Genomic DNA, 24367 nt, shown 5'->3' with positions numbered 1-24367 from the left:
CTCCATTAGAATCCCAAGCTAGACAGCAGATCGTCCACATCATCCTGACCATTGACTACATCGGCACGCGCCTCTGGATTCATGATTGGGCCTTCGGCTTCAATCCCATTCACAGGGAGAGTACGAGTTGAATGCTCAGCTGCAGCCTCACCAAACATAGTCAGCATTTCTATTAATTTTGTTTCAACTTCCTGAACCAGTTTTATGACCTTGCGGATCATCTGGCCTGTCAAATCCTGAAAGTCTTGTGCCATCAGAATTTCTGTCAGCAGTTGTCGTAACTTATCGGCATCTGACTCAGAAGCCTTAATGAAATCATCAAGTTGATGGCATAAGGACTTAAACTGCCCCACGCTCATATCTCTGGACATCAGTGCATTCCAGTTGGGCATCACCAGCTGGATATTATCATTCAGGCGATCCGCTATTGGCAGACTGGCCTCTACCGCATCCATGGTGCGATTAGCAGCCTTGTCGGTCATATCTATGACGTAATTGAGGCGCTCCCTCGCATCGGGAATGTCATGGGTGGCCAAATCGGGAATTCGGGGGTCGAGACGAAATTCTTGAAGTGAGTTATGCAGTTGTCGGGTCAGCTGACCAACTTTTTCAAACAGATCGGCTGCGTTGGGGGCACATACATTGGCAAGCAGTTCATCGGCCAGCTCGAATTCACCTTGCTCCAGATGAGCAACAAGCATCCTTGCCTGGTCGAGCGAAATCATTGCTTTCGTTTTGGCCATCATCCCTGCTGCTCCTTAGCCAAGGCGTTCAAAAATTTTGTCGAGTTTTTCTTTGAGCGTTGCTGCAGTGAAAGGCTTGACGATATAACCGTTAACGCCGGCTTGCGCGGCTTCGATGATCTGCTCGCGTTTGGCTTCTGCCGTCACCATCAGTACCGGCAGATGCTTGAGCTTTTCATCGACACGAATGGCTTTCAGCAGGTCGATACCTTGCATGCCTGGCATGTTCCAGTCGGTAACCACAAACTGGAAATCACCATTTTTCAGCATCGGCAATGCTGTGTTGCCGTCATCCGCTTCATGGGTATTGTTGAACCCAAGGTCGCGAAGCAAGTTCTTGATAATCCGGCGCATCGTTGAAAAATCGTCAACAATGAGGATTTTCATGTTCTTGTCCAAAATTCCCTCCTCAATAGCCACCTCAGTGGCTCACTTACATGATGCTAAAAACGGGTTGTGTCATGCGGATTATGCCTTAGAGTTTCATCTCAGTGTAGCCAGTACAAACACTTATAGATGCCAATCTCTCAAACGAGCGCGTAGTCTGTGCATTGCCTGACTATGTATCTGACTCACGCGCGACTCACTCACATTCAAAACCTCGCCAATTTCACGTAAATTCAGCTCTTCATCGTAGTAAAGAGAGAGAACCAGGGCTTCTCTCTCCGGTAAGCGACCAATTTGCTCCGACAGTTGAATTTGAAATCGTTCTGTGGCCAGTTCATCAAACCCCGAGCCTGACGGAGCTTCATCAGGGTTACCGATCACATCCTCACTGACCCCCAGATCCTCGATACCGATGATCTTGCCACAGGAGACATCCTGCAGCATGACATGATAATCAGCGAGAGAGACCCCCATTTGCGCTGCGACTTCCGCGTCGCGAGCATCCCGTCCATTGGCTTGCTCCACATTTTCGATCGCTTCGGCAATCGCTCTGCTGTTTCGATGCACGGAACGGGGCACCCAATCACCACGCCGGATCTCATCCAGCATGGCACCACGGATACGGATCCCGGCATAGGTCTCGAAACTGGCTCCCTTGCTACCATCAAAGTTCCGTGACGCTTCGAGCAGCCCAATCATACCTGCCTGTATCAGGTCATCCAGCAAGACACTGCTTGGCAGGCGAGCCAGCAAATGCTGGGCTATCCGCTTGACCAGTGGAGCATGGCGCTCTACCAGCAGATAGGAATCCTGATGACGCAAGTACGCTTGGGCTTTATTCACGGGAACCTTCCTGTGTGGTGGCCTGAGTCTGCAACAGATTCTCCAGGAAAAACTCCAGATGACCGCCAGGCTGGTTTGGTACCGGCCAGCTAGCTGCTTTGTTGGCCAATGCGCGGAAAGCCAAAGCCGCCGGCGACTTGGGAAACGCCTCGACAATCAGTTTCTGCTTGCGCACGGCGGCACGCAGATTGGTGTCATAAGGCACGCAGGCAACCAGTTCCAGTGACGTATCGAGGAAACGATCGGTTACCCGGGTCAGCTTGGCAAAAAGCTCCTGCCCTTCACGCAGGCTGCGCACCATATTTGCCACTACCTTGAAGCGAAATACACCGTGCTCTTTGGAGAGGATCTTGATGAGGGCATAGGCATCGGTAATGGAAGTCGGCTCGTCACACACCACCACCATGATGTCCTGCGCAGCACGGGTGAAACTCAACACCATGTCCGAGATCCCCGCCGCCGTATCCACCATCAGAATATCGACCTGGGTCTTCATCTCGCTGAAGGCGCGGATCAGTCCGGCATGTTGTACCGGTGAAAGCTCGACCATGGACTGGGTCCCCGAGGTTGCAGGCACAATCATCATGCCATACGGTCCCTCAACGATAATGTCGTCGATAGTGCACTCACCTGCCAGCACGTGAGAGAGATTGCGATGAACCCGCAGCCCCAGCATGACGTCGACGTTGGCCAGACCAAGGTCAGCATCCAGCACCATTACCCGTTTGCCTTGGGCCGCCATGGCTCCGGCCACGTTCAGGGTCACGTTGGTCTTGCCCACGCCACCTTTACCACCGGAAACGGCGATCACTTTTACTCGATTGTTTTGACGCATTTTGCGCAGACCACTCGCCTGATCCATATACATGTTACTCATAAAACTCCGAATCTTCGGCCTCGCCAAAGCCTGTGCCCCAGAAATAGGGCTCTTCTGTTTCTCGCTCCAGCGAGCCCATGGCCGCGCCGACAAGCTGCGCCGCATTGGCAACCTGAATATCTTCCGGAACCCGCTGCCCATCCGTGATGTAACTGATAGGCAAGGCATTCTGGATACACACGTTAATTACTTCGCCCAGATTCAGACTCTCATCCAACTTTGTAAGTATGCAGCCGCTCAAGGGAATGCGCCGGAAATGGTCAACCGCTTCCTGCATTACCCGACGCTGGGAGGTTGCCGACATCACCAGATAGCTGCGGATCCTCACCTTGGCATTCTTGACCAGGGTATCGAGCTGCTCGGTCAGCCGGATATCCCGCTGCCCCACGCCTGCCGTATCGATCAATACCAGCCGACGGTGGCGGAACTGATAGAGGGCATTGGCCAGCTCTTCGGCATCACGCACCTGACGTACCGGACAGCCCATGATCCGGCCATAAGTCTGTAATTGCTCATGAGCACCGATCCGGTAGTTGTCAGTGGTGATAAGGGCCACCTGCTCGGCACCATACTTCATGGCAAAACGGGCGGCTAATTTGGCGATGGTGGTGGTCTTGCCCACCCCGGTCGGCCCCAGCAGGGCAACGGCGCCCCCCTGACGTAAAATCTCGTCCTCGCTGATCTTGAGCTGAGCCGTCAACACTTCCGCCAACTGGGCCATCGCCTGATGGATGGGCATGTCTTCAGGGATCAGCCCCGCCAGTTGATCGGCAAACGCATCGTCAAAGCCCATCTTTTTGAGCTCCTTGATCAGCAGAGCCCGCATCGGCTCACGTCGCTCAACTTCCTGCCACATCAGACCGGAGATCTGGTGCTCCAGCAATTTGCGGATACTGGCCATCTCCTTGCGCATCCCCTCCATCTCCTGATCCCGCTGAGCAGGTTGAGAAGAACGCTGGGCGGAGGCAACCCGGGCTTTGGGCTTGACAGGTTCCGGGGCGGCGCCCCATTGCCCCTGCTCGGCCAATGTTCTGGGCGCTGCATTGGCAGCGGCCAGACCGGCCGATTGGGTATTGCCCATTGGCGCCCCATTGCCCGGCTTGAGCTTCTGCTGGCGCGCCAGCAAGGCTGCCAGGGTATCGGCATAATGTTCGTTCTGTTCCTGAACCTTTGTGGGCTCGGGGCGGGTCATCTGCCGAGCAGCAGACGAAATATTGACACTCTCATCGTTCAGCTGACGGCGAACCGGCGCATCTTTGGGCCCCGGAACCTGGGATTGATAATCGACTGCGGCGACTATCTCTACCCCTCCGGTGACCTTCTTGTTGGACATGATGACAGCGTCAGGCCCGAGCGTCTCCTTGACCTCGGCCAGAGCCGTTCGCATGTCCTTGGCAAAAAACCGCTTAATCTTCACCCATCGTCTCCGCTAACTAGTTCTGCCCTACCGCACTGACGATGCGGATCTGCTTGTCGTCGGGCACTTCCTGATAAGACAGAACACGCAACCCAGGAATGGCATTCTTGACAAATTTTGCCAGGGTATTGCGCAAGATCCCCGATGTCAGAAGCACGGCCGGTTGGCCTTCCAATTCTTGTCGTTGAGTGGCTTCCACCAGCGAGCGCTGCATTCGCTCCGCCAGACCCGGCTCAATACCGGCACCATCACCTCCACCCGCCTGCAGGGATTGATGCAATATACGTTCCAATTCAGGTGCCAATGTTATCACCGGTAGCTCTGGGTCTGGGCCGGCAATCTCCTGCACAATCAGACGACGCAGGGCAATCCGGCAAGCCGCGGTGAGCACTTCCGGATCCGGACTGCGCGGCGCGTATTCAACCAGGGTCTGCAGGATAGTGCGCATATCGCGGATTGGCACCCCTTCATTGAGCAAATTCTGCAATACCTTCACAAGGTTACCCATGCTGATCACTTCCGGTACCAACCCTTCGACCAACTTGCTCTGGTGTTTGCCAATCATGTCGAGCAGTTGTTGTACCTCGTCATGGCCGAGCAACAGTGAGGCATGGTTGGTCAAGATCTGACTCAAATGGGTGGCAACTACGGTCGCAGTATCCACCACTGTATACCCCAGGGTCTGCGCCTGTGACACCTGCTCCTTGGCTACCCACACTGCTTCAAGTCCAAACGCGGGATCCCGGGTAGCAATCCCCTGAATTTGGCCGAATACCTGCCCCGGGTTGATGGCCATCTCTTTATCATGGTAGACGCTGGCCTCGCCGGTACTGACTCCCATCAAGGTAATGCGATATTGATTTGGTGCCAGATCCAAGTTGTCGCGGATGTGGACGGCAGGCACCAGAAAGCCCAGTTCTTGCGAGAGTTTCTTGCGCACCCCTTTGATCCGGTTGAGCAGTTCGCCCCCCTGATTGCGATCCACCAGCGGGATTAGCTGGTAACCCACTTCCAGCCCGATGATGTCTACCGGCATCACATCGTCCCAGCTCAACTCTTTCTGTTCATGCGATGGCTGGTCAGTACTGGTCGGCATCAACTCGCCGCTGGCTGCTTTGGCTACCGCCAGCTTCTCGCGGCGCAGCAGCCACCAGGCTCCAGCGGCAGCGATCGCCCCCAGACTCAGGAAGGCGAAGTGCGGCATCCCCGGCACCAGTCCCATCATCAGCAGGATACCGGCAGAGATGATCAAGGCCTTGGGATTGTCGAACAGTTGGCCCAATACCGCCGTGCCCATATCCTGATCGGTATTCTGACGGGTCACTATGATGGCGGCGGCGATAGAGAGCAACAGGGAGGGGATCTGCGCCACCAGACCGTCACCTATCGCCAGCAGGGTATAGATCTCGGCAGACTCCCTGAAGGTAAGATGATGCTGCATCATCCCGATGATAAAGCCGCCGATGATGTTGATGAAGAGGATCATGATGCCCGCAATGGCATCCCCTTTGACGAACTTGGAAGCACCATCCATAGAGCCATAGAAGTCCGCTTCCTGGGTCACATCCTGGCGACGCTTCTTCGCCTCTTCCTGGTTGATGAGGCCGGCATTCAAATCGGCATCGATGGCCATCTGTTTGCCCGGCATCGCATCCAGAGTAAAACGGGCGCTCACTTCCGCGATCCGCCCGGCCCCCTTGGTGATAACCACAAAGTTGATGATCATCAGGATAGTAAAGACGATGATGCCGACTGCATAGTTACCGCCGATCACCACATTACCGAATGCCTCGATCACATGGCCTGCCGCTGCACTGCCATTGTGACCTTCCAGCAACACCACCCGGGTCGAGGCTACGTTCAATGCCAGCCGCAGCAAGGTGGCCAGCAGCAATACGGTCGGGAAAGCAGCAAATTCGAGGGGGCGCCGGGTATAGACGGATACCAGCAGCACCACGATAGAGAGCGCAATGTTGAAGGAGAAGAGCACATCCAGCATCAGTGGCGGGATGGGCAACACCACCATGCCGAGCGCGGCCAATACCAGCAGAGGGGTACCAAGGCCTTTGCTCAATACTCCCCGAGACTGTTTTAACTGGCCCAATACTGCCTTGAATTCCATCGCTCTTCTCAATGTCAACCTGCTGGTGCCAGATTAAAGCAAACATTAAGCCAACAATGCAACACATTGAAATGCAATGAATTTATTTTGACAACGTCAGAACTTTGTCATTTGCGATATTCGGTCGGAATGGGCAGATCTTTAGCCAGCGGCTGAGGACGGCGCCCCTGGCCACGGCGGAATTTCTTGAGCTGGAAGACATAGGCCAGAACCTGGGCAACCGCCGCAAACAACCCTTCCGGGATCTCGTGGCCCAACTCGGTAGAGTGGTAGATAGCCCGGGTCAAGGCCGGTGACGGCATGATGGGTATCTCGTATTCTCTAGCTATCTCCCTGATCTTCATTGCAATTTCATCAGTTCCCTTGGCCAAGACCTTGGGCGCAGCACCGGGTTTGCCCGCATCATACTTGAGCGCTACCGAGTAGTGAGTCGGGTTGGTGATCACCACATCAGCCTTGGGTACATCCCCCATCATCCGGCGCATCGCCATCTGCATCTGCAACTGGCGGATCTTGCCCTTTACCTCGGGTTTACCCTCGCTATCCTTGAACTCGTCCTTCACCTCCTGCTTGGTCATCTTGAGCTGACGCATATGGTTCCATTTTTGGAACGGCACATCGATGGCCACAATAGGCAACAGGGCACAGCAAAGAATGATCAGCATCCACAAAAAAAGGTCGAGGGCATCTATAATCCCACCGGGGAATCCCTCCATGGAGAGGTTGAGCAGATGATCAAACTGGCTGGAGAGCATCCACCAGGCAAACAGGGTGATGAACACCACCTTGGCGATGGACTTGACCAGCTCAATCAGCGACTGCACCCCAAACATCCGCTTGAACCCGCTGATGGGGCTCATCTTGCTGAATTTCGGCATCATTGCTTCAGTGGAGAAGTTCATCCCCCCCATCAGGATATTGCCGATAAAAGCTGCAATAGCGACCAGAGCGAATAGCAATCCGAGCGGAAACACCAGTTCCCCCAGCAGCGCCGGCACCATGGCAACCATGGCATTGGGATCGAAAGCCTGCTCTCTGTTCAGCGTGAAGCCCATGGTCACCACCTTGAGCATGGCGTTCGCCAGGTAACCCTTGATAAACAGCAGGCCAAATACGGCTGACAACAGCACACTGGCTGTTCCCAGCTCCTTTGAACGTGCAATCTGCCCTTTTTCACGGGCCTGTTGCAGTCGTTTGCCCGTGGGTTGTTCGGTACGTTCCTGGTCGGTATCAGCCATTGACACCTCCGAAACATTGGGTGTCAATCAGCTCGCAACTGACCTCCTGCACCCGCTCCCACAAGGTGTCGAAATGGCCGAGGAACCCGCCGATCGTAAGCCAGAGGATAAGCAAACCCGACATCATGCTGACGGCAAAACCGATACTGAAAATATTGAGCTGGGGGGCTGCCCGGGTCATCACGCCAAAAGCGAAGTTGATGAGCAACAGCGCCACGATGGCAGAGAGGGCCATCACCAGCGAGGCCTGATACATGACCCCCAGGAACGCGCTCAGGGTTTGCATAGAAGAGAGTGACAGACCGCTATCGGAGATGGGTAGCGTCTCAAAACTGAGGATAACCAGGCGTAGCATCACCAGATGACCATCAAGCGCCAGAAATACCAGAGTCGCCAGCATCAGATAAAACTGACCGACCACAGGGGCCGACTGGCCATTCATCGGATCCACCAGGGTGGCAAAACCCAGACTGGTTTGCATGGCTATCACCTGCCCCGCCATCACGAAGCTTTCCATCAGAAACTGGGTCATCAACCCCAGCGCAATACCGATCAACAGCTGCTGGCCCAAGACCAGAAAACTGCCGGCAGAGAAGAGCTCCACTGGGGGCATGGGAGGGAGCAGAGGAGCAACCAGAAACGTCACGGCTACCGCCAGCCCCAACCTGATCCGAGCGGCGACCAGCCGGCTGCCAAATACCGCCATCACCATGAAAAGGCTGCTTATTCTAGCCAGTGGCCAGAGAATGGACGACAACCACTCCATGATCAGAGCGGTGGTATAGGTCACCCCACCACCTCGGGAATTTGATTGACCATCAGGATGAAGAAGTCCATCAGACTCTGCATTCCCCAGTGAGCACCAATCCCTAGGGCCAAAAGGGTCACGATGAGACGGGGCAGAAAGCTCAAGGTCTGTTCGTTGATGGAGGTGGCGGCCTGAAAGATGGCTACCACCAACCCGATAGCAAGGCTGGGCAGGATCACGGCGCTGACCATGATATTGACCAGCCAGAGCGCCTCACGAAATACATCGACAAAGGTTTCTGGACTCATGTTCGGGCTCCTTGCATGGGACCGGTTAACCGGCACCCAGTCCGAAACTGTTGGCCAGCGAACCCAGGATCAGGTTCCAGCCATCCACCATCACAAACAGCATCAGTTTGAAAGGCAACGAGACGATCATCGGCGAGAGCATCATCATCCCCATCGCCATCAAGATACTGGCGACCACCAGATCGATGACCAGAAACGGCAAGAACAGCATAAAGCCAATCTGGAAGGCTGTTTTCAGTTCGCTGGTGACAAAGGCCGGGATCAGCACCCGCAGCGGCACATCGGCAGGCTTCTCCACCTGCACGTTGGCGATCTCCATAAAAGTATTGAGATCCTTGATCCGGGTCTGGGCCAGCATGAACTGGTGGATGGGCAATTCAGCCCGTTCCAGCGCCTCCTTGGCCTCAATGGTTTCGGCCAGATAGGGCTGCAGTGCCTCGTCATTTATGCGATCCAGCACAGGCGACATGATGAAGAACGACATGAACAGGGCTATGCCGATCAACACCTGATTGGAGGGGCTCTGTTGCAGACCGATCGCCTGACGCAAGATACCCAACACTATGATGATACGGGTAAACGAGGTCATCATGATGACCATTGCCGGCAGGAACGAAAGTGCCGTCATCAACGCCAGCACCTGCAGGGTCAGGCTGTACTCCTGAGAGCCATCCCCCATGGTCTTGACGGTCACTGCCGACATGCCGTCCTGCGCCAACGCAGGCCAGGCGCAAAGCAGCGAAATCAACAGGCTGGCCAGCAATCCGCTTTGCCACAACAAGCCGTTAGTTTTTTTCATGTTTGCCCATCAACTTACCCAGCTGCTGGGAAAATGCCTGCGGCTGCTGTTCGTCCAGCGGCTCCTCCAGCCGATAGAGAAAGTTGACCTGCTGCGGCGTTACGCCGACCAGCAGCTGCTGCTCACCCACCTTGACCACCAGCAACTTCTCCTTGTAGCCCACAGGCAGCGTAGCAATCACTCTCATCTGCCCGCCCCCCATGGCGGTGGCAATTTTGCTCTTCTTGAGCAAGAAACCCAGCACCAGAATAAGCCCGATCACCATCAGGCTGGAGAGCAGCCAGGAACTCAGGCTGGGAGGGTTGGCGGCCCCCCCCACCTCGGCAAACACCGGCAATGGCAGCCACAACAGCAGCAGACGCATCATTTGAGTTTCTTAATCCGTTCAATCTGGCTGATGACGTCGGTCAGGCGAATACCGAATTTGTCGTTTACCACCACCACCTCGCCGTGGGCGATCAGGGTACCGTTGACCAGCACGTCCAGCGGCTCGCCTGCCACCCGATCCAGCTCCACGACCGAGCCCTGGTTGAGCTGCAGCAGATTACGAATGCTGATCTGGCTGCGACCGACCTCCATCGAGATGGTGACCGGAATATCCAGAATGGTGTCAAGCTTGCGCCGCTCCTCGGCACTGATGGGAGCATCGTCCTTGAGCTCTTCCAGCGGAGCCGGTTTGGCTTCCGCCGTCACCTGCTCCTCCAGTGCTGCCGCCCAGGCATCAGCCATCAGATCCTCTTCCTCTGTTCCGCTCATCTTGTTTCCTTATACCGCTTCGTGACAGTCCATAACCGCAAACCGTCGATTAACGCTGTTGTTCTTCGATGCTGCGCTCAAGCTCTTCCAGCTCGGCCTCACCATCGATACGTACACCGCCCCGGGTCACCAGATGCATCTCGGTCTTGACCCCTTCCGGGCGCTTGAGCTTGTCGGTGATCTTGAGCGCCACATTCTCCTTCGTCCGCCCCATCTTGGCGTGGAAGGTGGGCAAATCTTCCACATAAACCAGCAGATGTTCAGGCATGTCGACCGGAATAATATCTCCCGGCTGCAGCTCCATCAGCTCACGCAGTGTAAGCTCGGTCTCCAGCAGTTTGGCCCTCAACTCGACTTTTACATCCATGATCTCGTCGCGCAGCGCCTTGCTCCAGCGCACGTCTGTGTCACCCTTGTCACTCTGTACACCGGCATCGAGCAGTTCACGGATCGGCTCCAGCATGGAGTAGGGCATGGCCACGTGGAAATCGCCGCCGCCACCATCGAGTTCGATGTGAAACGAGCTCACCACAATCACTTCGGTCGGGCTGACGATGTTGGCCATCGCCGGGTTCACTTCAGAGTCGAGATACTCGAACCCTACGTCCATCACCGGCGCCCAGGCATCCTTGTAATCCTCAAACACCAGTTTGAGCAGCATCTGGATGATCCGTCGCTCGGTCGGCGTGAACTCGCGCCCCTCAATCTTGGCGTGGTAGCGCCCGTCACCACCGAAGAAGTTCTCCACCAGGATGAAAACCAGTCGTGCCTCCATGGTGATGAGTGCGGTTCCTTTCAATGGCCGGAAACGCACCATATTGAGGCTGGTCGGCACGAACAGGGTATGAACATACTCACCAAACTTCAGCATCTGCACCCCGTTGATGGAGACCTCGGCGGTACGACGCATCATGTTGAACAGGCTGATCCGCATGTGGCGAGCAAAACGTTCGTTCACCAGCTCCAGGGTCGGCATCCGGCCACGGACGATGCGGTCCTGGGAGGAGAAGTCAAACTGGGCAACGCCGGGGTCTCCGGCGCCGCCTATCTCTTCCTCTTCGACATCATCGACACCGTGCAAGAGGGCATCAATTTCGTCCTGACTTAACAGATCGCTCACGCTTCACCTACTGCATTACAAAGCCGGTAAACAGCACTTGTTCGATAACGGGGGAAGAGACCAGGTCCTTAAGCACCCGACGGCACTCTTCCAGTGAATCCTTGCGCAGCTTCTCCTTGCCTTCAAAGGTCATCAGCTGTTCGGCACTGGCTGCACTGAACACCCGCAGCAAGGTGCCTTCAATCAGGGGTATATTCTGTTTGGCCAGCGTCTCGTCGGCGGTGCCGCGCACCATCAGCTGGATCTTGATCTGCACCAGTCGATCCCGCTGGGCTCCCGCGACGTTGAAGACAAAGGGACGCGGCATCCCGACATAAAGGGATGGCTGGGGTGCTTCCACCTTGGGTTTGGCCTCAGCACCCTCCGCCGCTTCGGCAGGGGGGGTATCCGAGCCGGACAGCATAAGCCAGGCGCCAGCTCCACCACCGCCCAGCAAAATGACCGCCAGGGCAATGATAATAATCAGCTTCTTTTTCTTGCCCGCAGCAGGGTCTTTTAGCGTCAATTCGTTATCGTCAGCCATCCCTTGTCCACCCTAGTCTCAAACTTGTTCGATATCATAAACTTACTCGGGATTGCATCAAGCATAGAAATCTATTCCTGAACCGTTTGTCGATTCCACCGACAAATTGGGGTTGGTCGTAGTGACCTCCCCGTCAAGATGGCTATGACCGGAGTGTCCCTCTCCTGATTGTCCCTGCCCGGCAAACGCCGACTGACCCTGCTGTTGTTGCTGCGGTGACTGTTGTGACTGCTGCTGCACCTGGGTCTGGCCAAGCTGGATCCCCTGCCCCGCCAGCATTTCACGCAGACGGGGCATCGCCTGCTCCAGCATCTCACGGGTCTGTCCGTGCTGGACTACAAAATGGACGCTCGCCTGGCTGGATGCGTCGATCTGGATCTTGATCTTCATCTTGCCAAGGCCGATGGGGTCTAGCTGAAGCTCGGCCTGCTGCAGCTTGTCGGCCAGCATCAGGTTTACCTTCTGGTGCAATTCGGCGGGTGCTTCCTGACTAGACAGTTTCAAATGGGGTAAATTCTGCGGTTCACGGCGCAACGTGCCCTCAGCGGCGGGCGCCCGGCTGTCGGCCACCTGGGGCTGAGGCTGGCTGTTCTGGCCATGCTGTACAGTCTGGCTCTGGCTGCTCTCGCTGCTCGATGTCGTAGCGACAAGACTCTTCTCAGACTCACCGGCCTTCGGTTTTACCTCAAGCGAAACCGCTTTGCGCACCTCGTCGGTGCCCGTCACTTCCATCTGCCTGATCCCGGCTGAAATGCTCGACAGCGGCGCTTGCGGCCCCTGAGATTCGGACTGCGCCAACACCTGCTGCGGCGCCACCATCACGGGTGCGGCAGCGCTATCGGTCTGAGTCGTCACATTTGCCGTCACGCTGCTCTGGGCTGTGGCACTTTGCACTGTCGTCACTTGCGCCGCACCTGGATTGGAGGATGTGGTTGTCGCTGCCTGCTGTCCCCCCTCGGCGCTACTCTTATCAGCTCCCTTGCCAGACCCATTAGCGGTGCTCTCTACGGCAGTAGAAGTGGTTGAGCTACCCGCATCTGGTTGTTTGCCCCCCTCACCGAATGCCTTGAGCACCGCCCCCTGAGTCGTGGCTTGAGCAGCTTGTCCCTTGCCGGTCACGACGCTGCTGGCAGCGGGGTCGGATTTGCTGTCATCTCCCTCTTTCACTGCGGGTGACTCACCACTATTTGCCGCATTGGCGGACGCCTCAACCGGCAACACCCTGGCCAGTTGGGCCATCCGCTCAGCCCCCGTAAGGGGCTTGGTGAGCTTGCCATCTGCCCCGAGAGTTTCACCCTTGGCAGAGACTTTCTCCCCGGGCTGACCATCTTGGGTGGCGGCGGCATCCTTCCCCTCAGAAGTGTTGGGAGCGGAGGACAGTACGGCGGTCGAGGCGTCGCCCTGCTCAATCACTCCTCCTGCAGAGAGTGAAACCGGAGTTTCAAGGGAAGATTTACCAGTCGTAGCCAGAAGCGACTGCGCCCCGGACTGATCGGCAAGTTGGCGTACAGTCCTGACAGTTGCAGGGGACTGCTCGCTTTCATCAAGCGCAATCCCCTCCAGCGCACCCTCTTGCGGCAACGGATTGCCGTCTGCCGCAGTGGCGCTCTGTTGGGCCGCCACCGCCAGTTGGGGTGTCACTAGCGAGGTATCGAGCTTGAGGGAGTCTTGCAGACGGAGCAGAAAGTCGGTGGCAGGGAGCTCCTCCGCCTTGTTGTCGGCGCCAGGCTCCTGCTCCTTGCTGGCCTCCTCTTTGGGAGAGGCGCCCTCGGTCGCCAAAGATTTGGCTGATCGGACATTTTTATCGCCCTGAGTAGCCTCGGCGGCGCCCTGTTCGCTGTTCCGGGCCTTGGCAATCAGAGTGGCGAAATCACCCTTGCTGTCGCGCCCCCCCAGATCGATGCCATTGCTCTCGACTGAGCTGCTCAGAGGCGCTTTGTCCAATCCGTTGGCCGCAGCCGAAGGCGTTTGTGTCAACACTGTCTGCATCATGATGGCATCCCTGAATTCTGGCGGCCCCCTACGAGATGGCCGCCGACAATGTCCAGATCAAAGCAAGTTACAGGCCAGATTGATGAAAACGCCGCAACATGGCGTACTCATCCAGCATCTTCTGCTCCTGACGCAGAGCTTTCTGCTGCTCGCGGCTCGCCTGCTTCTCCAGCAACAGCTCTACCGCCTTGCGTCGCTGCTGGGCAGCCAGCCACTCTCCACGACGTTGCTCCAGCGCCTGACGCACCTGCAGCACCCCTTCGTATTGCTGGGTCGCCGCCTGCTCAAGCTTGTTGATAAAGGCGTGATACTGGCTGTTTTGCTGGGGCGAAATCCCTTGTAAACCGCGATCGGTCCACTGCTGGTGGTAGATCTGGCGGTACTGGTTGAGGGCATTTTGCTGATCCATAAACAGCTTGAGATCCTGCTGCGCCTTCACCAGCGCCAGCGCACACTGCTGCTCTGCCTCAGCCAGCCGCTCTGCCAACAATAGCAACCCTTTACTCATAGTCGCACCCTCTCTTCCCAACCGTCATCAACGCATCAAGGGCATCGCCACCATCTGCAAGGCTTGCAGGCCATCATCGTAGTGAATGACCTCGCGCATCCCCTGCTGCAAGAACTGATCCAGGTAGGGTTTTTGAATGATGGCGCGGTCGATGCGGGGGTCGGAACCCTGACTGTAGGCACCGATGGTGATGAGATCCCGGTTCTGCTGATAGAGGGAGTAAAACTGCTTGAGGGTGCGCGCCAACTCCATGTGCTCAGGTGAAGTGACCATGGGCATGACCCGGCTGATGGATTTCTCGATGTCAATGGCCGGATAGTGGCCCGCATCGGCCAGCTCGCGCGACAGCACTATGTGGCCATCGAGGATCGCCCGCGCCGCATCGGCAATGGGATCTTGCAGGTCATCCCCCTCGGTCAATACGGTGAAGAATGCCGTGATGGAGCCCTGGCCGTCACTGCCGTTGCCTGCCCGCTCCACCAGCGCCGGTAATTTGGCAAATACCGACGGTGGATAGCCCTTGGTCGCTGGCGGCTCGCCCACCGCCAGCGCGATCTCCCGCTGAGCCTGAGCGTAACGGGTAAGAGAGTCCATCAAGAGCAGCACATTAAGCCCCTGATCGCGGAAATACTCGGCAATGGCCAGCGCCGTTTCACACCCCTTGAGCCGCATCAGCGGCGAGGCATCGGCGGGAGCCGCTACCACCACGGAGCGGGCACGCCCCTCCTCTCCCAGAATGTCTTCAATAAACTCTTTAACTTCCCGGCCCCGTTCACCGATGAGGCCGACCACCACCACATCCGCCACCGAGCCGCGGGTCATCATGCCCAGCAGCACCGATTTACCGACACCGGAACCGGCAAACAGCCCCATCCGCTGGCCCTGCCCCACCGTCAGCACGGCGTTAATGGCGCGTACCCCGACATCCATCGGTTGATGGATCGGGCGGCGAGAGAGCGGGTTGATGCGGTGCTGGGCAAACTGCACCGTCCGGGACGATATAATGGGGCCGAGGCCATCAAGCGGCTGGCCGATGCCGTCGATGACCCGACCAAGCAGGTTCATGCCAACAGGAATACCGTGCTCTTCGGTGATGGGCACCACACGGGCACCAGGGATAACCCCCTTGAGCTGTTCACTCGGCATAAGATAGAGGCGATCGCCCGAGAACCCCACCACTTCGGCCTCCAGCGTCCCATCCAGGGTATCGATGCGACACAAGGCTCCGATGGCAGCACGGCAGCCGATGGCTTCGAGGGTCAGCCCCACCACCCGGGTCAATTTGCCGGCAACCGGCGGTTTGGGGGCGCTGTCGCGTACCTTGTACCCTTGCAACCGGTTCAGTAGCGAGCCGCTCATCTGGCCTCCTGGAAGCTAAAAAGTGCAGCCGGACGGTAACGTCCGGCATCGGTTATGGGCGTGGATCCTGCGAGGCCGGTTTCTGCGACGCATTGTCCCGCAAGAAGTTGCGCAGCAGCTGATCGATGCGCCCGGAGAGGGTCAGATCGATGCTGGAGAGCTCTGTGACCAGTTGCAGATCGCCGGGGGAGAGGGTGGGATCGCTCTGCAGTCGCCAGTGCCGCTTGGCGCACTCGTCGGCGCCAAATGCCTGCTCGATTCGCGTGATGTCATCGGGATGCAGCATCAGAGTCACCCCCTGCTCGGCGGCAGGCAGCAACGCCAGCCCCTCCTTGAGCGCCTCCAGCAGGATGCGGGGCGAGGTCTCTGCTTCATGGCGAATGAGCGCGCGGGCCAGTTGCATCACCAGCGAGACCAGTTGCTGCTCTACCGCCAGATCCAGCGCGCTCAGGGGATTGGCAAGGCGTGCGGCGAGACCCTGCCAGTGGGCGATCTCCTGCTCCACCAGATCGCGCCCCATGGCCAGCCCCTCCTCGCGCCCCTGTTCGAGACCTGCAGCATGACCCTGTTGCAATCCTTCCAGTTTGCCCTCTTCGAGCCCCTTGGCAAAACCGGCCTCGCGCCCTTCGGTCAGTCCCTCTTCCCAGGCGGCCTGACGGATCGCTTCGAGCTCTTCGGCGGTGATGCTGGGGGTCGGCTCCTGCTCGGGTTCCGGCTCCACCACCTCCTCTTCCTGCTGATACCAGTCAGGTGCAAGACCGAGCGCATTGGTCTCGGCCTCAGCCACCACGTCCATTTCGGGCCAGCCCCAGGCCTCTACCCGGGTCTCTTCCCCTTCAGGCCGCACATAACCACGCAGCTTGTTGTTCATCTATTCGCGCCGCTCCTTGCCAAGACAACATACTGGGCGGCAGACAGGTTACATGAGTTGGCCATGGTTTAGAGGAACTCCTCGCCACCGCCGGAACCCAGCATGATCTCGCCGGCATCCGCCAGACGGCGGGCGATGGAGAGGATCTCCTTCTGGGCAGCCTCCACCTCGGAGACCCGGATCGGCCCCATGGCCTCCAGATCGTCTGCCAGCATTTCTGCCGCCCGTTTCGACATGTTCTTGAAGATCTTCTCGCGCATCTGATCGTCGGACCCCTTGAGGGCGCGCTGCAACAGATCCCCAGGCACTTCCCGCAGCAGAGTCTGGATACCGCGATCGTCCACATCGATGAGGTTTTCGAACACGAACATCAAATCCTGGATCTGCTGGCTCATCTCTTCGTCCGACTCGCGGATGGAGTCCATCAACTGGCCTTCGATATTGGTATCCAGATAGTTCATGATGTTGGCGGCTGCCTTCAGGCCGCCCATCTTGGCTGCCTGGGCACCGGCCGCACCGGCGAACTGTTTCTCCATGATGTCGTTCAACTCTTGCAGTGCCGCCGGTTGTACCTCTTCGAGGTTGGCGATACGCATCACCAGATCGAGGCGCACCTGCTCCGGGAACTGGCTCAGGATCTCGGCGGACTGCTCCGGCTCCAGATAGGAGAGCACTATGGTCTGGATCTGCGGGTGTTCGTTCTGGATGATGCTGGCCACCTGACGGGCATCCATCCACTTGAGCGAATCGAGGCCACGGGCGCCGGAACCGAGAATGATCTGGTCCACCAGGTTGCTCGCCTTGTCCTCGCCAAGGGCCGCCACCAACGCCTTGCGCACAAAGTCTTCACTACCGATACCTATGTTGGTGTACTTCTGGATATCGTCGATGAATTGACGGTGCACCGCCGCCACCCGATCGTGACTGAAATCGGACATGGAGGCCATCGACATACCGAGCCGCTGCACCTGCTTGGGTTCGAGATGGCGGAAGATCTGGGCGGCATCCTCTTCGTTGAGGCTCAACATCAATACAGCCGCCATCTCCATACCGGACATCTGATCCAGCAACTGGCGCTGGCTGTCGGTAATGTCGTTGCCGGTCACCTGGCTTTTAGTTTCTTCAGGCATCTTTGGTTACCCACTCTTTAATGACCTGAGCGGCCAGATCCGGTTCGTTCGCCACCAGCGCACGCACCGCCTTGAGCAAATCTTCGTCACGGTGCAGATCCGGCAGTTTCAGCTGACCATCGCGCACCCCGAATACCTGCTCTCCCTCAACCTGGGCTGCCAGCAAGCTGAGCTCGTCGTCACCCCCCAATACGGTGTGGTTGTCAAAGTCCACTTCCCCTTCCGGCTTGGCATCCGGATAGAGCAACCGCTTGAGCATGGGGCGAACCACGGTGACGATCAAGACAATAATCACCAGTACCGAGGCGGCAATCCGTACCGCACGCCAGAACCAGGGCTGATCGTAGAGCGGCACCTCGGCCACGGTATCAAGCTCGGGACGATTGAACGGAATGGCGACCACCTCGAGGGTATCACCACGGGTCACATCAAAGCCAAGGCCACCGCTCAGCAAACGGCGCAGGGTATCGAGTTCCGCCTGGGTGCGCGCTTCGCGGGTCACAGCCCCGTCGGCACCGGGCACCGCCTTGTAATCCACCGCGACCGAGACGGTCATGCGGCGAATGCCCCCCATCTGACGCCGGGTATGGCTGACGGTGGTATCCAGTTCGAAGTTGCGGGTCGCCTCTTTGCGAGAACGCCCCGAGGCAGCAGCGCTGGCCCCATCACCGCCAGTGGCCTGTTCAGGAATATTGGACGCGGCAGGGGGCTGGTTGCTGAGAGCCCCCGGCACTCCGCCATTGCTGCCGCCGGAGCTGTTCTCTTCCAACGTCATCTCGGAGCGCACTGCAGGCAGATCCGGGTTGTAGGTTTTGCGGGTCTGCTCCTGCTGGGAGAAGTCGAGGGAGAGATCCACTTCCGCCGTATAATTGTCGGCGCCAAGCACCGGGATCAGAATGGCGTCAATTTTTTGCTTGTACTCCAGCTCCTGCTTCTGTTGCATCGCAAATTCCTTGCGCGTCTGGGCAGAGACGGGATCCTGGGAGCCGGAATTAAGCAGGCGGCCATTCTGGTCGGTGACGGTGACACGAGTCGGCTCCAGGCCATGTACCGCAGAGGCCACCATATCGACGATGGAGTCCACCTCCCCCTGCCCCAGTGCCGCCCCTTTCAGGTTGAGTACCACGGTAGCACTGGGCTTGCGCTCGTTGCGGGCAAAGACGTTATCTTTGGGGATGGCCAGCAGCACCTGGGCCTTGGCCACATTCTGGAACTGTTCAATGGCGCTCGCCAACTGGCGCTCGCGACTCAACTTGAGGCGCTCGGCCTCCATCCGCTGGCTGACACCGAAACTGGAGTCCTTGAGCAGAATATCCTCTCCACCATTGGCTACATCGGCCGCATTGGTGAGGCCGGCCCGGGTCAGTGCCAACCGGATACTGGCAAAGTTCTCGGCACTGACCAGCACGCTCTTGCCATCGACCTCATAGGGGATCTTCTGCTGATCGAGAAAGTCGAGGGTCTTGACCAGCTCCTGAGTGGTATAGGTGCCAAGAGGGCGCATATCCGGCTCCTTGCCCCACAGCAGGATGAAGACGGCGATGGCCAGGCAGATGGCAAGCCCCAGGATCAGAGTGATCTGGCGCAGTACATCGGTATTGGACAAGAATCCCAGTGCCGAGCTCTTCTGCTCGTTGGCATCGAGGGCGGCGGTGCCCTCATCGTTTATCAGCAGATCGCCATTTTGGTCAGTAGCCACGATTTATGTCCTTATTGCTGACATGTCATGATGCACGGTCATCGCTCAGACCGGCATATTCATGATGGTTTTGTAGGCATCAACCATCTTGTTGCGCACTTGCACCGTCGCCTCAAAGGCGATGGAGGATTTTTGGCCCGCGATCATCACCTCGGCCAGATCCACCGACTTGTCGCCCATATCGAAACGGGTGCGCAGATCATTGGCTGCGCCCTGCAACTCGTTGACGTTACCGAGCGCCTGCTGCAACAGCAGGCCAAAATCGGAGGTCACCTGACGGCCAGGCTGTGACAGCGGGGTTGCACCGGCCTCTACCTTGAGAGCCTGCATCTCTTGCATCAGGCTGCTTGCACTAATTTCCATTTTCTGTCCCCAGACAAATCATTGACGCTGACGGACCAAAAGCAATAAAAGTGCCAATTAGGTAAAAACGTTCTCAAGCCGCAGAAATGGAGGGGAAAAAGAGATGATGAGGGGGATCGGGGAATAGGCCGCTTCACGCACGGCACGGCTCCGTAACCGGCCACACCGTAGAACCGTGATGTTTGTCGAGCCACTTGACCAGTGGTTTGTTGTGAAGATTAACCACTCGACGGGCTATCAGTCCGGGGGGATGGCGCGTGCAGAGCCGGCTATCGGGCTCTGCACGCTTGCGGGTGCGGACTGATACGCTCCGCGGCCCCAGTCAAAGCTGGCATCGGACACTGCCGTTATGGCTCAGAAGTGTCCCCCCTGGCGGCCAGCGCCTCATCTACCTGCTGATCCCGCTGCCCGGTCATGCTGGCGTGACGGGCGATCAGGTGGTAGGTGGCGGGCACCACCAGCAGGGTAACCAGAGTCGCCAGGGAGAGACCGAAGAAGACCACGGTCCCCACCGCCATCCGGCTCTCGTAGCCAGCCCCCATGGAGAGCATCAGCGGCACAGCGCCGATGATGGCGGTGAGCGAGGTCATCAAGATCGGCCGCAGACGGCGCACCGAACCCGCGATGATCGCCTCTTCGAATCCTTCACCGCGCTGACGCAACTGGTTGATGAACTCGACGATGAGAATACCGTTCTTGGTCACCATGCCGATCAGCATGATCATCCCGATCTGGCTGTAGATGCTCATCTCCTGCCCCGTCAACCAGAGGCCAAGTAGACCGCCGAAGATGCCGAGCGGCACCGTCATCATCACCACAGTCGGGGTGAGGGTGCTCTCGAACTGGGCCACCAGCACCAGATAGACCACCAGCAGGGCGAGGCCGAAGACCATCGCCATCTCCCCCTGATTGTCGCGGTAATCCTTGGAGTCACCGGCGTAATCCACCGTCATACCGCTCGGCAGATGCTCGTTGGCCCAGCCATCGAGGAAGTCGAGCGCCTCGCCCAGAGTGTGATCCGGTGCCACATCGGCGGTCAGGGTCACCGCCTTCTGGCGCTGATAGTGGTTGAGGCGATTGGCGGTCGCCACCTGCTTGACGGTCGCCAGGGTCGAGAGGCTCACCATCTCGCCATTGGCCGCTTTCAGGTAGATGCGGCCGAGATCCGAGATGCCGTTGAACTCCTTCTGGTTGGCGCGCAGATAGACGTCATACTCCTCGCCCCTGTCCACATAGGTGGTCTTGCTCACCCCGCCCAACATCGCCTGCAGGGTGCTGGCAACGGTGGAGACCGGTATGCCGAGCTGGCTGGCGCTGTCGCGCGAGACGGTCACCTGCAGCTCAGGAGTCTTCTCGGCGTAGTCGAGATCCGGGCTTATCATCAGGCCACTGGCCTGCGCTGCTTTTTGCAGCTCTAGCCCCTGCTGGTAGAGCTCGGCATAGTCGTTGCCCTGCAGCACGAACTGCACCGCAGCGGTAGAGCCGCCACGGAAGCCTGGCTGGAAGGTGCGGATCATCACATCGGGAATAACCGACAGCTTGGCCCCGAGCGAGCGGGAAAACTCGGTGGCGGTCACATCACGCTCGGCCCAGTCGGTGAGCTGGATGATCACCATGCCGGTCTGATCGCCGCCACGGCCAAAGGCGGGGGTACTGAAGCTCATCGCCTTGACCACCCCCTGGCCCAGCATCGGCATGATGGTCGATTCCACCTGCTGCATGTTGCGCTTCATCCGCTCGATGCTGGTCCCCTCCGCCCCCTTGACGAAGACGAAGACCACACCGCGATCCTCGGTCGGGGTGAGACTGCTAGGCAGCTGGGTAAAGAGGGCACCGATACCGGCCAGACAGAGCAGCAGCGCCAGCGGCATCCAGCGCGAGCGACGCAGCAGCCCCTGCAGCAGATGACGATAGTGCCCCTCCATCCGGCCCAAAGCGCGATCGAGGGCCGCCGTCAGCCGGTTCGGCTTGTCGAGCGGGCGCATCAGCCAGGAGCCCATGGCTGGCGTGAGGGTCAGCGCCACCAGCGAGGAGCAGAGCACCGCCAACGAAAGCAACATCGCAAACTCGGTAAAGAGCCTGCCCACCATGCCATCCATAAAAGCAATGGGGATAAAGACCATTACCAGCACCGCCGTGGTGGCGATGACCGCAAAGCCCACCTCGCGGGTGCCGTGCCAGGCCGCCAGCAGGGGTGACTCACCCCGCTGCAGATGGTGGTGAATGTTCTCCACCACCACGATGGCATCATCCACCACCAGACCGATGGCGAGGATCAGCGCCAGCAAGGTGATGAGGTTGATGGAAAAACCGAGATACCAGGCGCCGATAAAGGCGGAGATGAGCGACACTGGTACCGTGATGGCAGGAATGAGGGTGGTGCGCCCCTGCCCGAGGAACAGATAGAGCACCGCCACCACCAGCACGGCGCAGATGGCCAATGTTTCATATACCTCGTCGATGGCCTGCTTGATAAAGATGGTGGAGTCGTAGTCAACCTCCAGCTTGGCCCCCTCCGGCAGAAAGCGCTGCATCTCCACCAGCTTCTTCTCAACCCCCTGTGCCACCGCCAGCGGGTTGGCGGTGGACTGGGCGACGATGCCGATACCCAGACTCTCGCGGCCATTGCGCTGGTAGGCACTGTCTTCGTTCTTGGCTCCCACCTCCACATCGGCAATGTCGGCCAGATAGACACTCTGACCGTTGGCGGCGGTACGCACCTGCAACTGCTGGAAATCTTCAGCCGTGTGGTAGAGCCGGGCAATCTGCACCGACATGGTCATGGAGTTGTTGCGGATCTCGCCGCCCGGCAGCTCGATGTTCTCGCGCTTGAGGGCATCCTGCACATCCGCCACCGTGACGCCGCGCGCAGCCATGTCGGCCGGGCGCAGCCGCACATACATCACCTGGGTGAGATCGCCGGATAGCGCTACTTCGCTCACCCCGTCCACCAGACTCAAGGGGTCGACCAGCACCCGGTTGGCGTAGTCGGTCATGGCGGTGCGGTCCATCTGGCTGCTGCTGAAGTTGAGCCAGACCGCCACATCACCGCTGCCGCTATCCTTGGTCACCAGCGGGTCGTCGGCATCCTCCGGCAGCTTGCTCTTGGCACGGGTCAGGGCGTCACGCACATCGGAGACCCCCTCCACCATGTTCCAGCCAAGCTTGAACTCCACCGTGATCATCGAGCGCCCCTTGCGGGTCACCGAGTTGATATTCTTGATACCGCTGATGCCGGAGAGCTGATCCTCGATGGGCTTGGTGACCTGACTCTCCATCACTGCGGGAGCCGCTCCCTCATAGGTGGTGGTGATGGAGACCGACGGGATCTGCACGTCCGGCATCTCCCGCACCGTCAATTTGCTAAAAGCGACCAGACCGAACACGCTGAGCAGGGCGCTGAGCACCACCGCCACCAGCGGTCGGCGTACTGAGATATCGGAGAGCCACATCAGCCATTTACCTCCGCCAGATCGTGCACCTTGGCACCATCACGCAAGTTGACCAGCCCCTCGACCACGATGCGATCGCCGACTTTCAGCCCCTCGGTAACCCAGACAGTCTCACCCTCGGTCTCGCCGAGCACCACTGGCACCCGCTTGACCCGGCCATCGGCCTCAAGGCGATAGACGAAACGCTGCTCGCCGGCGTACTCCACCGACTGGGCAGGGATCAGAGTGAGCTGGCGGGAGGGGAGCAAGAGCTCCACGTTGAGCAGCATGCCCGGGCGCAACTGGCCGTTATTATTGGGTAACTCGACCCTCGCCTTGATGTTCTGGGTCTCGTTGGAGATACGGCTATCGAGGGTGGTGAGGGTGCCGTTAAAGCGCTGATCCGGCCAGGCTGCGCTGGTCGCTGTCACCGCCATGCCGGGGCGCAGCAGGGAAAGGTAGCGCTCCGGCACTGCCAGATCGAGGCGCAGGGTGTCGATATCGTCGAGGTGCAGCAGGGTATCGCCGCTATTGACCAGGGCCCCTTCGCTCAAATCAATCAGGCTCACGGTACCGGCAAAGGGAGCGGTGAGAGTGCGCAGGGAGAGTTCGTAACGGGCGGCATCGACCCGCGCCTGCACCTGATCAACGGTGGCCTCCTGCCCCTCCAGCACCGACTGGGTGACGGCTCCACGGGCGACCAGCTTGCGCATTTCGGTCAGCTTGCGATTCTCGTCGCGCAGACTGGCACTCTGCTCGGCCAGCTCCGCCTGTTGCTTGCCCGCATCCAGCGCGACCAGCGTATCGCCCTTGTTGACCTGCTGACCCGACTGCACCGCAATCTTGACCAGGCGCCCGGTCACCTCGGGAGTGATCACCACCGAGTGGTTGGCCGCCAGTTTACCTACCAGCTTGAGAGTCGGCTCGGCCAGACTCTGCTCGACGGTCTGGGTACGAATATTTATCTCGCGGGAAGGGGCTTTGGCTGCTGGTTGCAAGTGGCCAACCGCCCACCAGATGGCCGCTACCAGAGAGAGCAGGCCGAGGCCAATCCAGATACGCATTTTCATCAAACAATCCATGAAGTGTTAAGAAGGGGAAATCTGAGTGGGGGCCATTTTAGCCCCAGACTA

The 24367-nt window shown here is 58.4% G+C and carries 23 protein-coding genes; all 23 read right to left on the bottom strand.

The window, feature by feature from the left end; genetic code table 11:
* Positions 1 to 5 precede the first annotated feature (5 nt).
* The 23 genes from G5332_RS12305 to G5332_RS12195 all read right to left on the bottom strand — a co-directional run bounded on the left by G5332_RS12305 (position 6) and on the right by G5332_RS12195 (position 24304).
* Positions 6 to 746: a protein phosphatase CheZ gene (locus tag G5332_RS12305; protein ID WP_216951803.1), complete on the bottom strand. Its 741-nt coding sequence runs from the start codon at positions 744 to 746 to the stop codon at positions 6 to 8.
* 12 nt (positions 747 to 758) lie between these two features.
* Positions 759 to 1142: a chemotaxis response regulator CheY gene (gene cheY, locus G5332_RS12300; protein WP_041234108.1), complete on the bottom strand. Its 384-nt coding sequence runs from the start codon at positions 1140 to 1142 to the stop codon at positions 759 to 761.
* Between the two features lie 111 nt (positions 1143 to 1253).
* Complete coding sequence (locus G5332_RS12295) at positions 1254 to 1973, bottom strand: RNA polymerase sigma factor FliA (RefSeq protein WP_216951804.1); 720 nt, start codon at positions 1971 to 1973, stop codon at positions 1254 to 1256.
* A complete protein-coding gene (locus G5332_RS12290) occupies positions 1966 to 2808 on the bottom strand; it encodes a MinD/ParA family protein (protein ID WP_408082997.1) in 843 nt (280 codons plus the stop codon). The genes G5332_RS12295 and G5332_RS12290 overlap by 8 nt, the downstream gene beginning before the upstream one ends.
* A 34-nt stretch (positions 2809 to 2842) precedes the next feature.
* The gene (gene flhF / locus G5332_RS12285) at positions 2843 to 4267 is read right to left on the bottom strand and encodes a flagellar biosynthesis protein FlhF (RefSeq protein WP_227341085.1); all 1425 of its coding nucleotides are present in this window, start codon (positions 4265 to 4267) and stop codon (positions 2843 to 2845) included.
* A gap of 16 nt (positions 4268 to 4283) precedes the next feature.
* Positions 4284 to 6389 carry a flagellar biosynthesis protein FlhA gene (gene flhA / locus G5332_RS12280; protein ID WP_216951806.1) on the bottom strand — a complete coding sequence of 702 codons (2106 nt, stop codon included), beginning with the start codon at positions 6387 to 6389 and terminating at the stop codon, positions 4284 to 4286.
* A gap of 107 nt (positions 6390 to 6496) precedes the next feature.
* On the bottom strand, positions 6497 to 7627 hold the full coding sequence (gene flhB / locus G5332_RS12275) for a flagellar biosynthesis protein FlhB (RefSeq protein ID WP_216951807.1): 1131 nt from the start codon (positions 7625 to 7627) through the stop codon (positions 6497 to 6499).
* Complete coding sequence (fliR, locus tag G5332_RS12270) at positions 7620 to 8417, bottom strand: flagellar biosynthetic protein FliR (protein ID WP_216951808.1); 798 nt, start codon at positions 8415 to 8417, stop codon at positions 7620 to 7622. The genes flhB and fliR overlap by 8 nt, the downstream gene beginning before the upstream one ends.
* On the bottom strand, positions 8414 to 8683 hold the full coding sequence (gene fliQ, locus G5332_RS12265; RefSeq protein WP_005334727.1) for a flagellar biosynthesis protein FliQ: 270 nt from the start codon (positions 8681 to 8683) through the stop codon (positions 8414 to 8416). Before fliQ ends, fliR begins: the two co-directional genes overlap by 4 nt.
* A gap of 25 nt (positions 8684 to 8708) precedes the next feature.
* Positions 8709 to 9482 (bottom strand): flagellar type III secretion system pore protein FliP, encoded by a 774-nt coding sequence (gene fliP / locus G5332_RS12260; protein WP_421209533.1) that lies wholly within the window; start codon positions 9480 to 9482, stop codon positions 8709 to 8711.
* Entirely contained in the window at positions 9469 to 9849 is a 381-nt protein-coding gene (gene fliO / locus G5332_RS12255) for a flagellar biosynthetic protein FliO (RefSeq protein WP_216951810.1), read from the bottom strand. Before fliO ends, fliP begins: the two co-directional genes overlap by 14 nt.
* A complete protein-coding gene (gene fliN, locus G5332_RS12250) occupies positions 9846 to 10238 on the bottom strand; it encodes a flagellar motor switch protein FliN (protein ID WP_005343964.1) in 393 nt (130 codons plus the stop codon). The genes fliO and fliN overlap by 4 nt, the downstream gene beginning before the upstream one ends.
* Positions 10239 to 10287: 49 nt before the next feature.
* A complete protein-coding gene (fliM, locus tag G5332_RS12245; RefSeq protein WP_005343961.1) occupies positions 10288 to 11358 on the bottom strand; it encodes a flagellar motor switch protein FliM in 1071 nt (356 codons plus the stop codon).
* 7 nt (positions 11359 to 11365) lie between these two features.
* Positions 11366 to 11881 carry a flagellar basal body-associated protein FliL gene (gene fliL / locus G5332_RS12240; RefSeq protein ID WP_227341088.1) on the bottom strand — a complete coding sequence of 172 codons (516 nt, stop codon included), beginning with the start codon at positions 11879 to 11881 and terminating at the stop codon, positions 11366 to 11368.
* A 57-nt stretch (positions 11882 to 11938) separates the two neighbouring features.
* Positions 11939 to 13873: a flagellar hook-length control protein FliK gene (locus G5332_RS12235; protein WP_421311263.1), complete on the bottom strand. Its 1935-nt coding sequence runs from the start codon at positions 13871 to 13873 to the stop codon at positions 11939 to 11941.
* A gap of 67 nt (positions 13874 to 13940) precedes the next feature.
* Complete coding sequence (fliJ, locus tag G5332_RS12230; RefSeq protein ID WP_216951813.1) at positions 13941 to 14381, bottom strand: flagellar export protein FliJ; 441 nt, start codon at positions 14379 to 14381, stop codon at positions 13941 to 13943.
* A gap of 27 nt (positions 14382 to 14408) precedes the next feature.
* Positions 14409 to 15740, bottom strand: coding sequence for a flagellar protein export ATPase FliI (fliI, locus tag G5332_RS12225; RefSeq protein WP_421172543.1), 1332 nt, complete (start codon positions 15738 to 15740; stop codon positions 14409 to 14411).
* A 52-nt stretch (positions 15741 to 15792) separates the two neighbouring features.
* The gene (gene fliH / locus G5332_RS12220) at positions 15793 to 16611 is read right to left on the bottom strand and encodes a flagellar assembly protein FliH (protein WP_216951815.1); all 819 of its coding nucleotides are present in this window, start codon (positions 16609 to 16611) and stop codon (positions 15793 to 15795) included.
* Between the two features lie 68 nt (positions 16612 to 16679).
* Complete coding sequence (gene fliG, locus G5332_RS12215; RefSeq protein ID WP_216951816.1) at positions 16680 to 17741, bottom strand: flagellar motor switch protein FliG; 1062 nt, start codon at positions 17739 to 17741, stop codon at positions 16680 to 16682.
* Positions 17734 to 19440 (bottom strand): flagellar basal-body MS-ring/collar protein FliF, encoded by a 1707-nt coding sequence (fliF, locus tag G5332_RS12210; protein ID WP_266134068.1) that lies wholly within the window; start codon positions 19438 to 19440, stop codon positions 17734 to 17736. The genes fliG and fliF overlap by 8 nt, the downstream gene beginning before the upstream one ends.
* Before the next feature lie 45 nt (positions 19441 to 19485).
* The gene (gene fliE, locus G5332_RS12205; RefSeq protein WP_042011636.1) at positions 19486 to 19803 is read right to left on the bottom strand and encodes a flagellar hook-basal body complex protein FliE; all 318 of its coding nucleotides are present in this window, start codon (positions 19801 to 19803) and stop codon (positions 19486 to 19488) included.
* A gap of 347 nt (positions 19804 to 20150) precedes the next feature.
* Positions 20151 to 23255 (bottom strand): efflux RND transporter permease subunit, encoded by a 3105-nt coding sequence (locus G5332_RS12200; RefSeq protein WP_421172542.1) that lies wholly within the window; start codon positions 23253 to 23255, stop codon positions 20151 to 20153.
* Positions 23255 to 24304: an efflux RND transporter periplasmic adaptor subunit gene (locus G5332_RS12195; RefSeq protein WP_421222773.1), complete on the bottom strand. Its 1050-nt coding sequence runs from the start codon at positions 24302 to 24304 to the stop codon at positions 23255 to 23257. Before G5332_RS12195 ends, G5332_RS12200 begins: the two co-directional genes overlap by 1 nt.
* Between the last annotated feature and the right edge of the window lie 63 nt (positions 24305 to 24367).

The organism is Aeromonas sp. 603757 (assembly GCF_049171255.1).
GTDB classification, from domain to species: Bacteria; Pseudomonadota; Gammaproteobacteria; order Enterobacterales; family Aeromonadaceae; genus Aeromonas; species Aeromonas veronii_A.
This window is presented reverse-complemented; position numbering and strand designations above follow the sequence as displayed.

Coding starts and splice junctions, on each gene's coding strand:
- G5332_RS12305 (WP_216951803.1), bottom strand. CDS start 746: ATGATGGCCAAAACGAAAGCAATGATTTCGCTCGACCAGGCAAGGATG.
- G5332_RS12290 (WP_408082997.1), bottom strand. CDS start 2,808: ATGCGTCAAAACAATCGAGTAAAAGTGATCGCCGTTTCCGGTGGTAAA.
- flhA (WP_216951806.1), bottom strand. CDS start 6,389: ATGGAATTCAAGGCAGTATTGGGCCAGTTAAAACAGTCTCGGGGAGTA.
- flhB (WP_216951807.1), bottom strand. CDS start 7,627: ATGGCTGATACCGACCAGGAACGTACCGAACAACCCACGGGCAAACGA.
- fliQ (WP_005334727.1), bottom strand. CDS start 8,683: ATGAGTCCAGAAACCTTTGTCGATGTATTTCGTGAGGCGCTCTGGCTG.
- fliP (WP_421209533.1), bottom strand. CDS start 9,482: ATGAAAAAAACTAACGGCTTGTTGTGGCAAAGCGGATTGCTGGCCAGC.
- fliO (WP_216951810.1), bottom strand. CDS start 9,849: ATGATGCGTCTGCTGCTGTTGTGGCTGCCATTGCCGGTGTTTGCCGAG.
- fliN (WP_005343964.1), bottom strand. CDS start 10,238: ATGAGCGGAACAGAGGAAGAGGATCTGATGGCTGATGCCTGGGCGGCA.
- fliL (WP_227341088.1), bottom strand. CDS start 11,881: ATGGCTGACGATAACGAATTGACGCTAAAAGACCCTGCTGCGGGCAAG.
- G5332_RS12235 (WP_421311263.1), bottom strand. CDS start 13,873: ATGATGCAGACAGTGTTGACACAAACGCCTTCGGCTGCGGCCAACGGA.
- fliJ (WP_216951813.1), bottom strand. CDS start 14,381: ATGAGTAAAGGGTTGCTATTGTTGGCAGAGCGGCTGGCTGAGGCAGAG.
- fliI (WP_421172543.1), bottom strand. CDS start 15,740: ATGAGCGGCTCGCTACTGAACCGGTTGCAAGGGTACAAGGTACGCGAC.
- fliH (WP_216951815.1), bottom strand. CDS start 16,611: ATGAACAACAAGCTGCGTGGTTATGTGCGGCCTGAAGGGGAAGAGACC.
- fliG (WP_216951816.1), bottom strand. CDS start 17,741: ATGCCTGAAGAAACTAAAAGCCAGGTGACCGGCAACGACATTACCGAC.
- fliE (WP_042011636.1), bottom strand. CDS start 19,803: ATGGAAATTAGTGCAAGCAGCCTGATGCAAGAGATGCAGGCTCTCAAG.
- G5332_RS12200 (WP_421172542.1), bottom strand. CDS start 23,255: ATGTGGCTCTCCGATATCTCAGTACGCCGACCGCTGGTGGCGGTGGTG.
- G5332_RS12195 (WP_421222773.1), bottom strand. CDS start 24,304: ATGAAAATGCGTATCTGGATTGGCCTCGGCCTGCTCTCTCTGGTAGCG.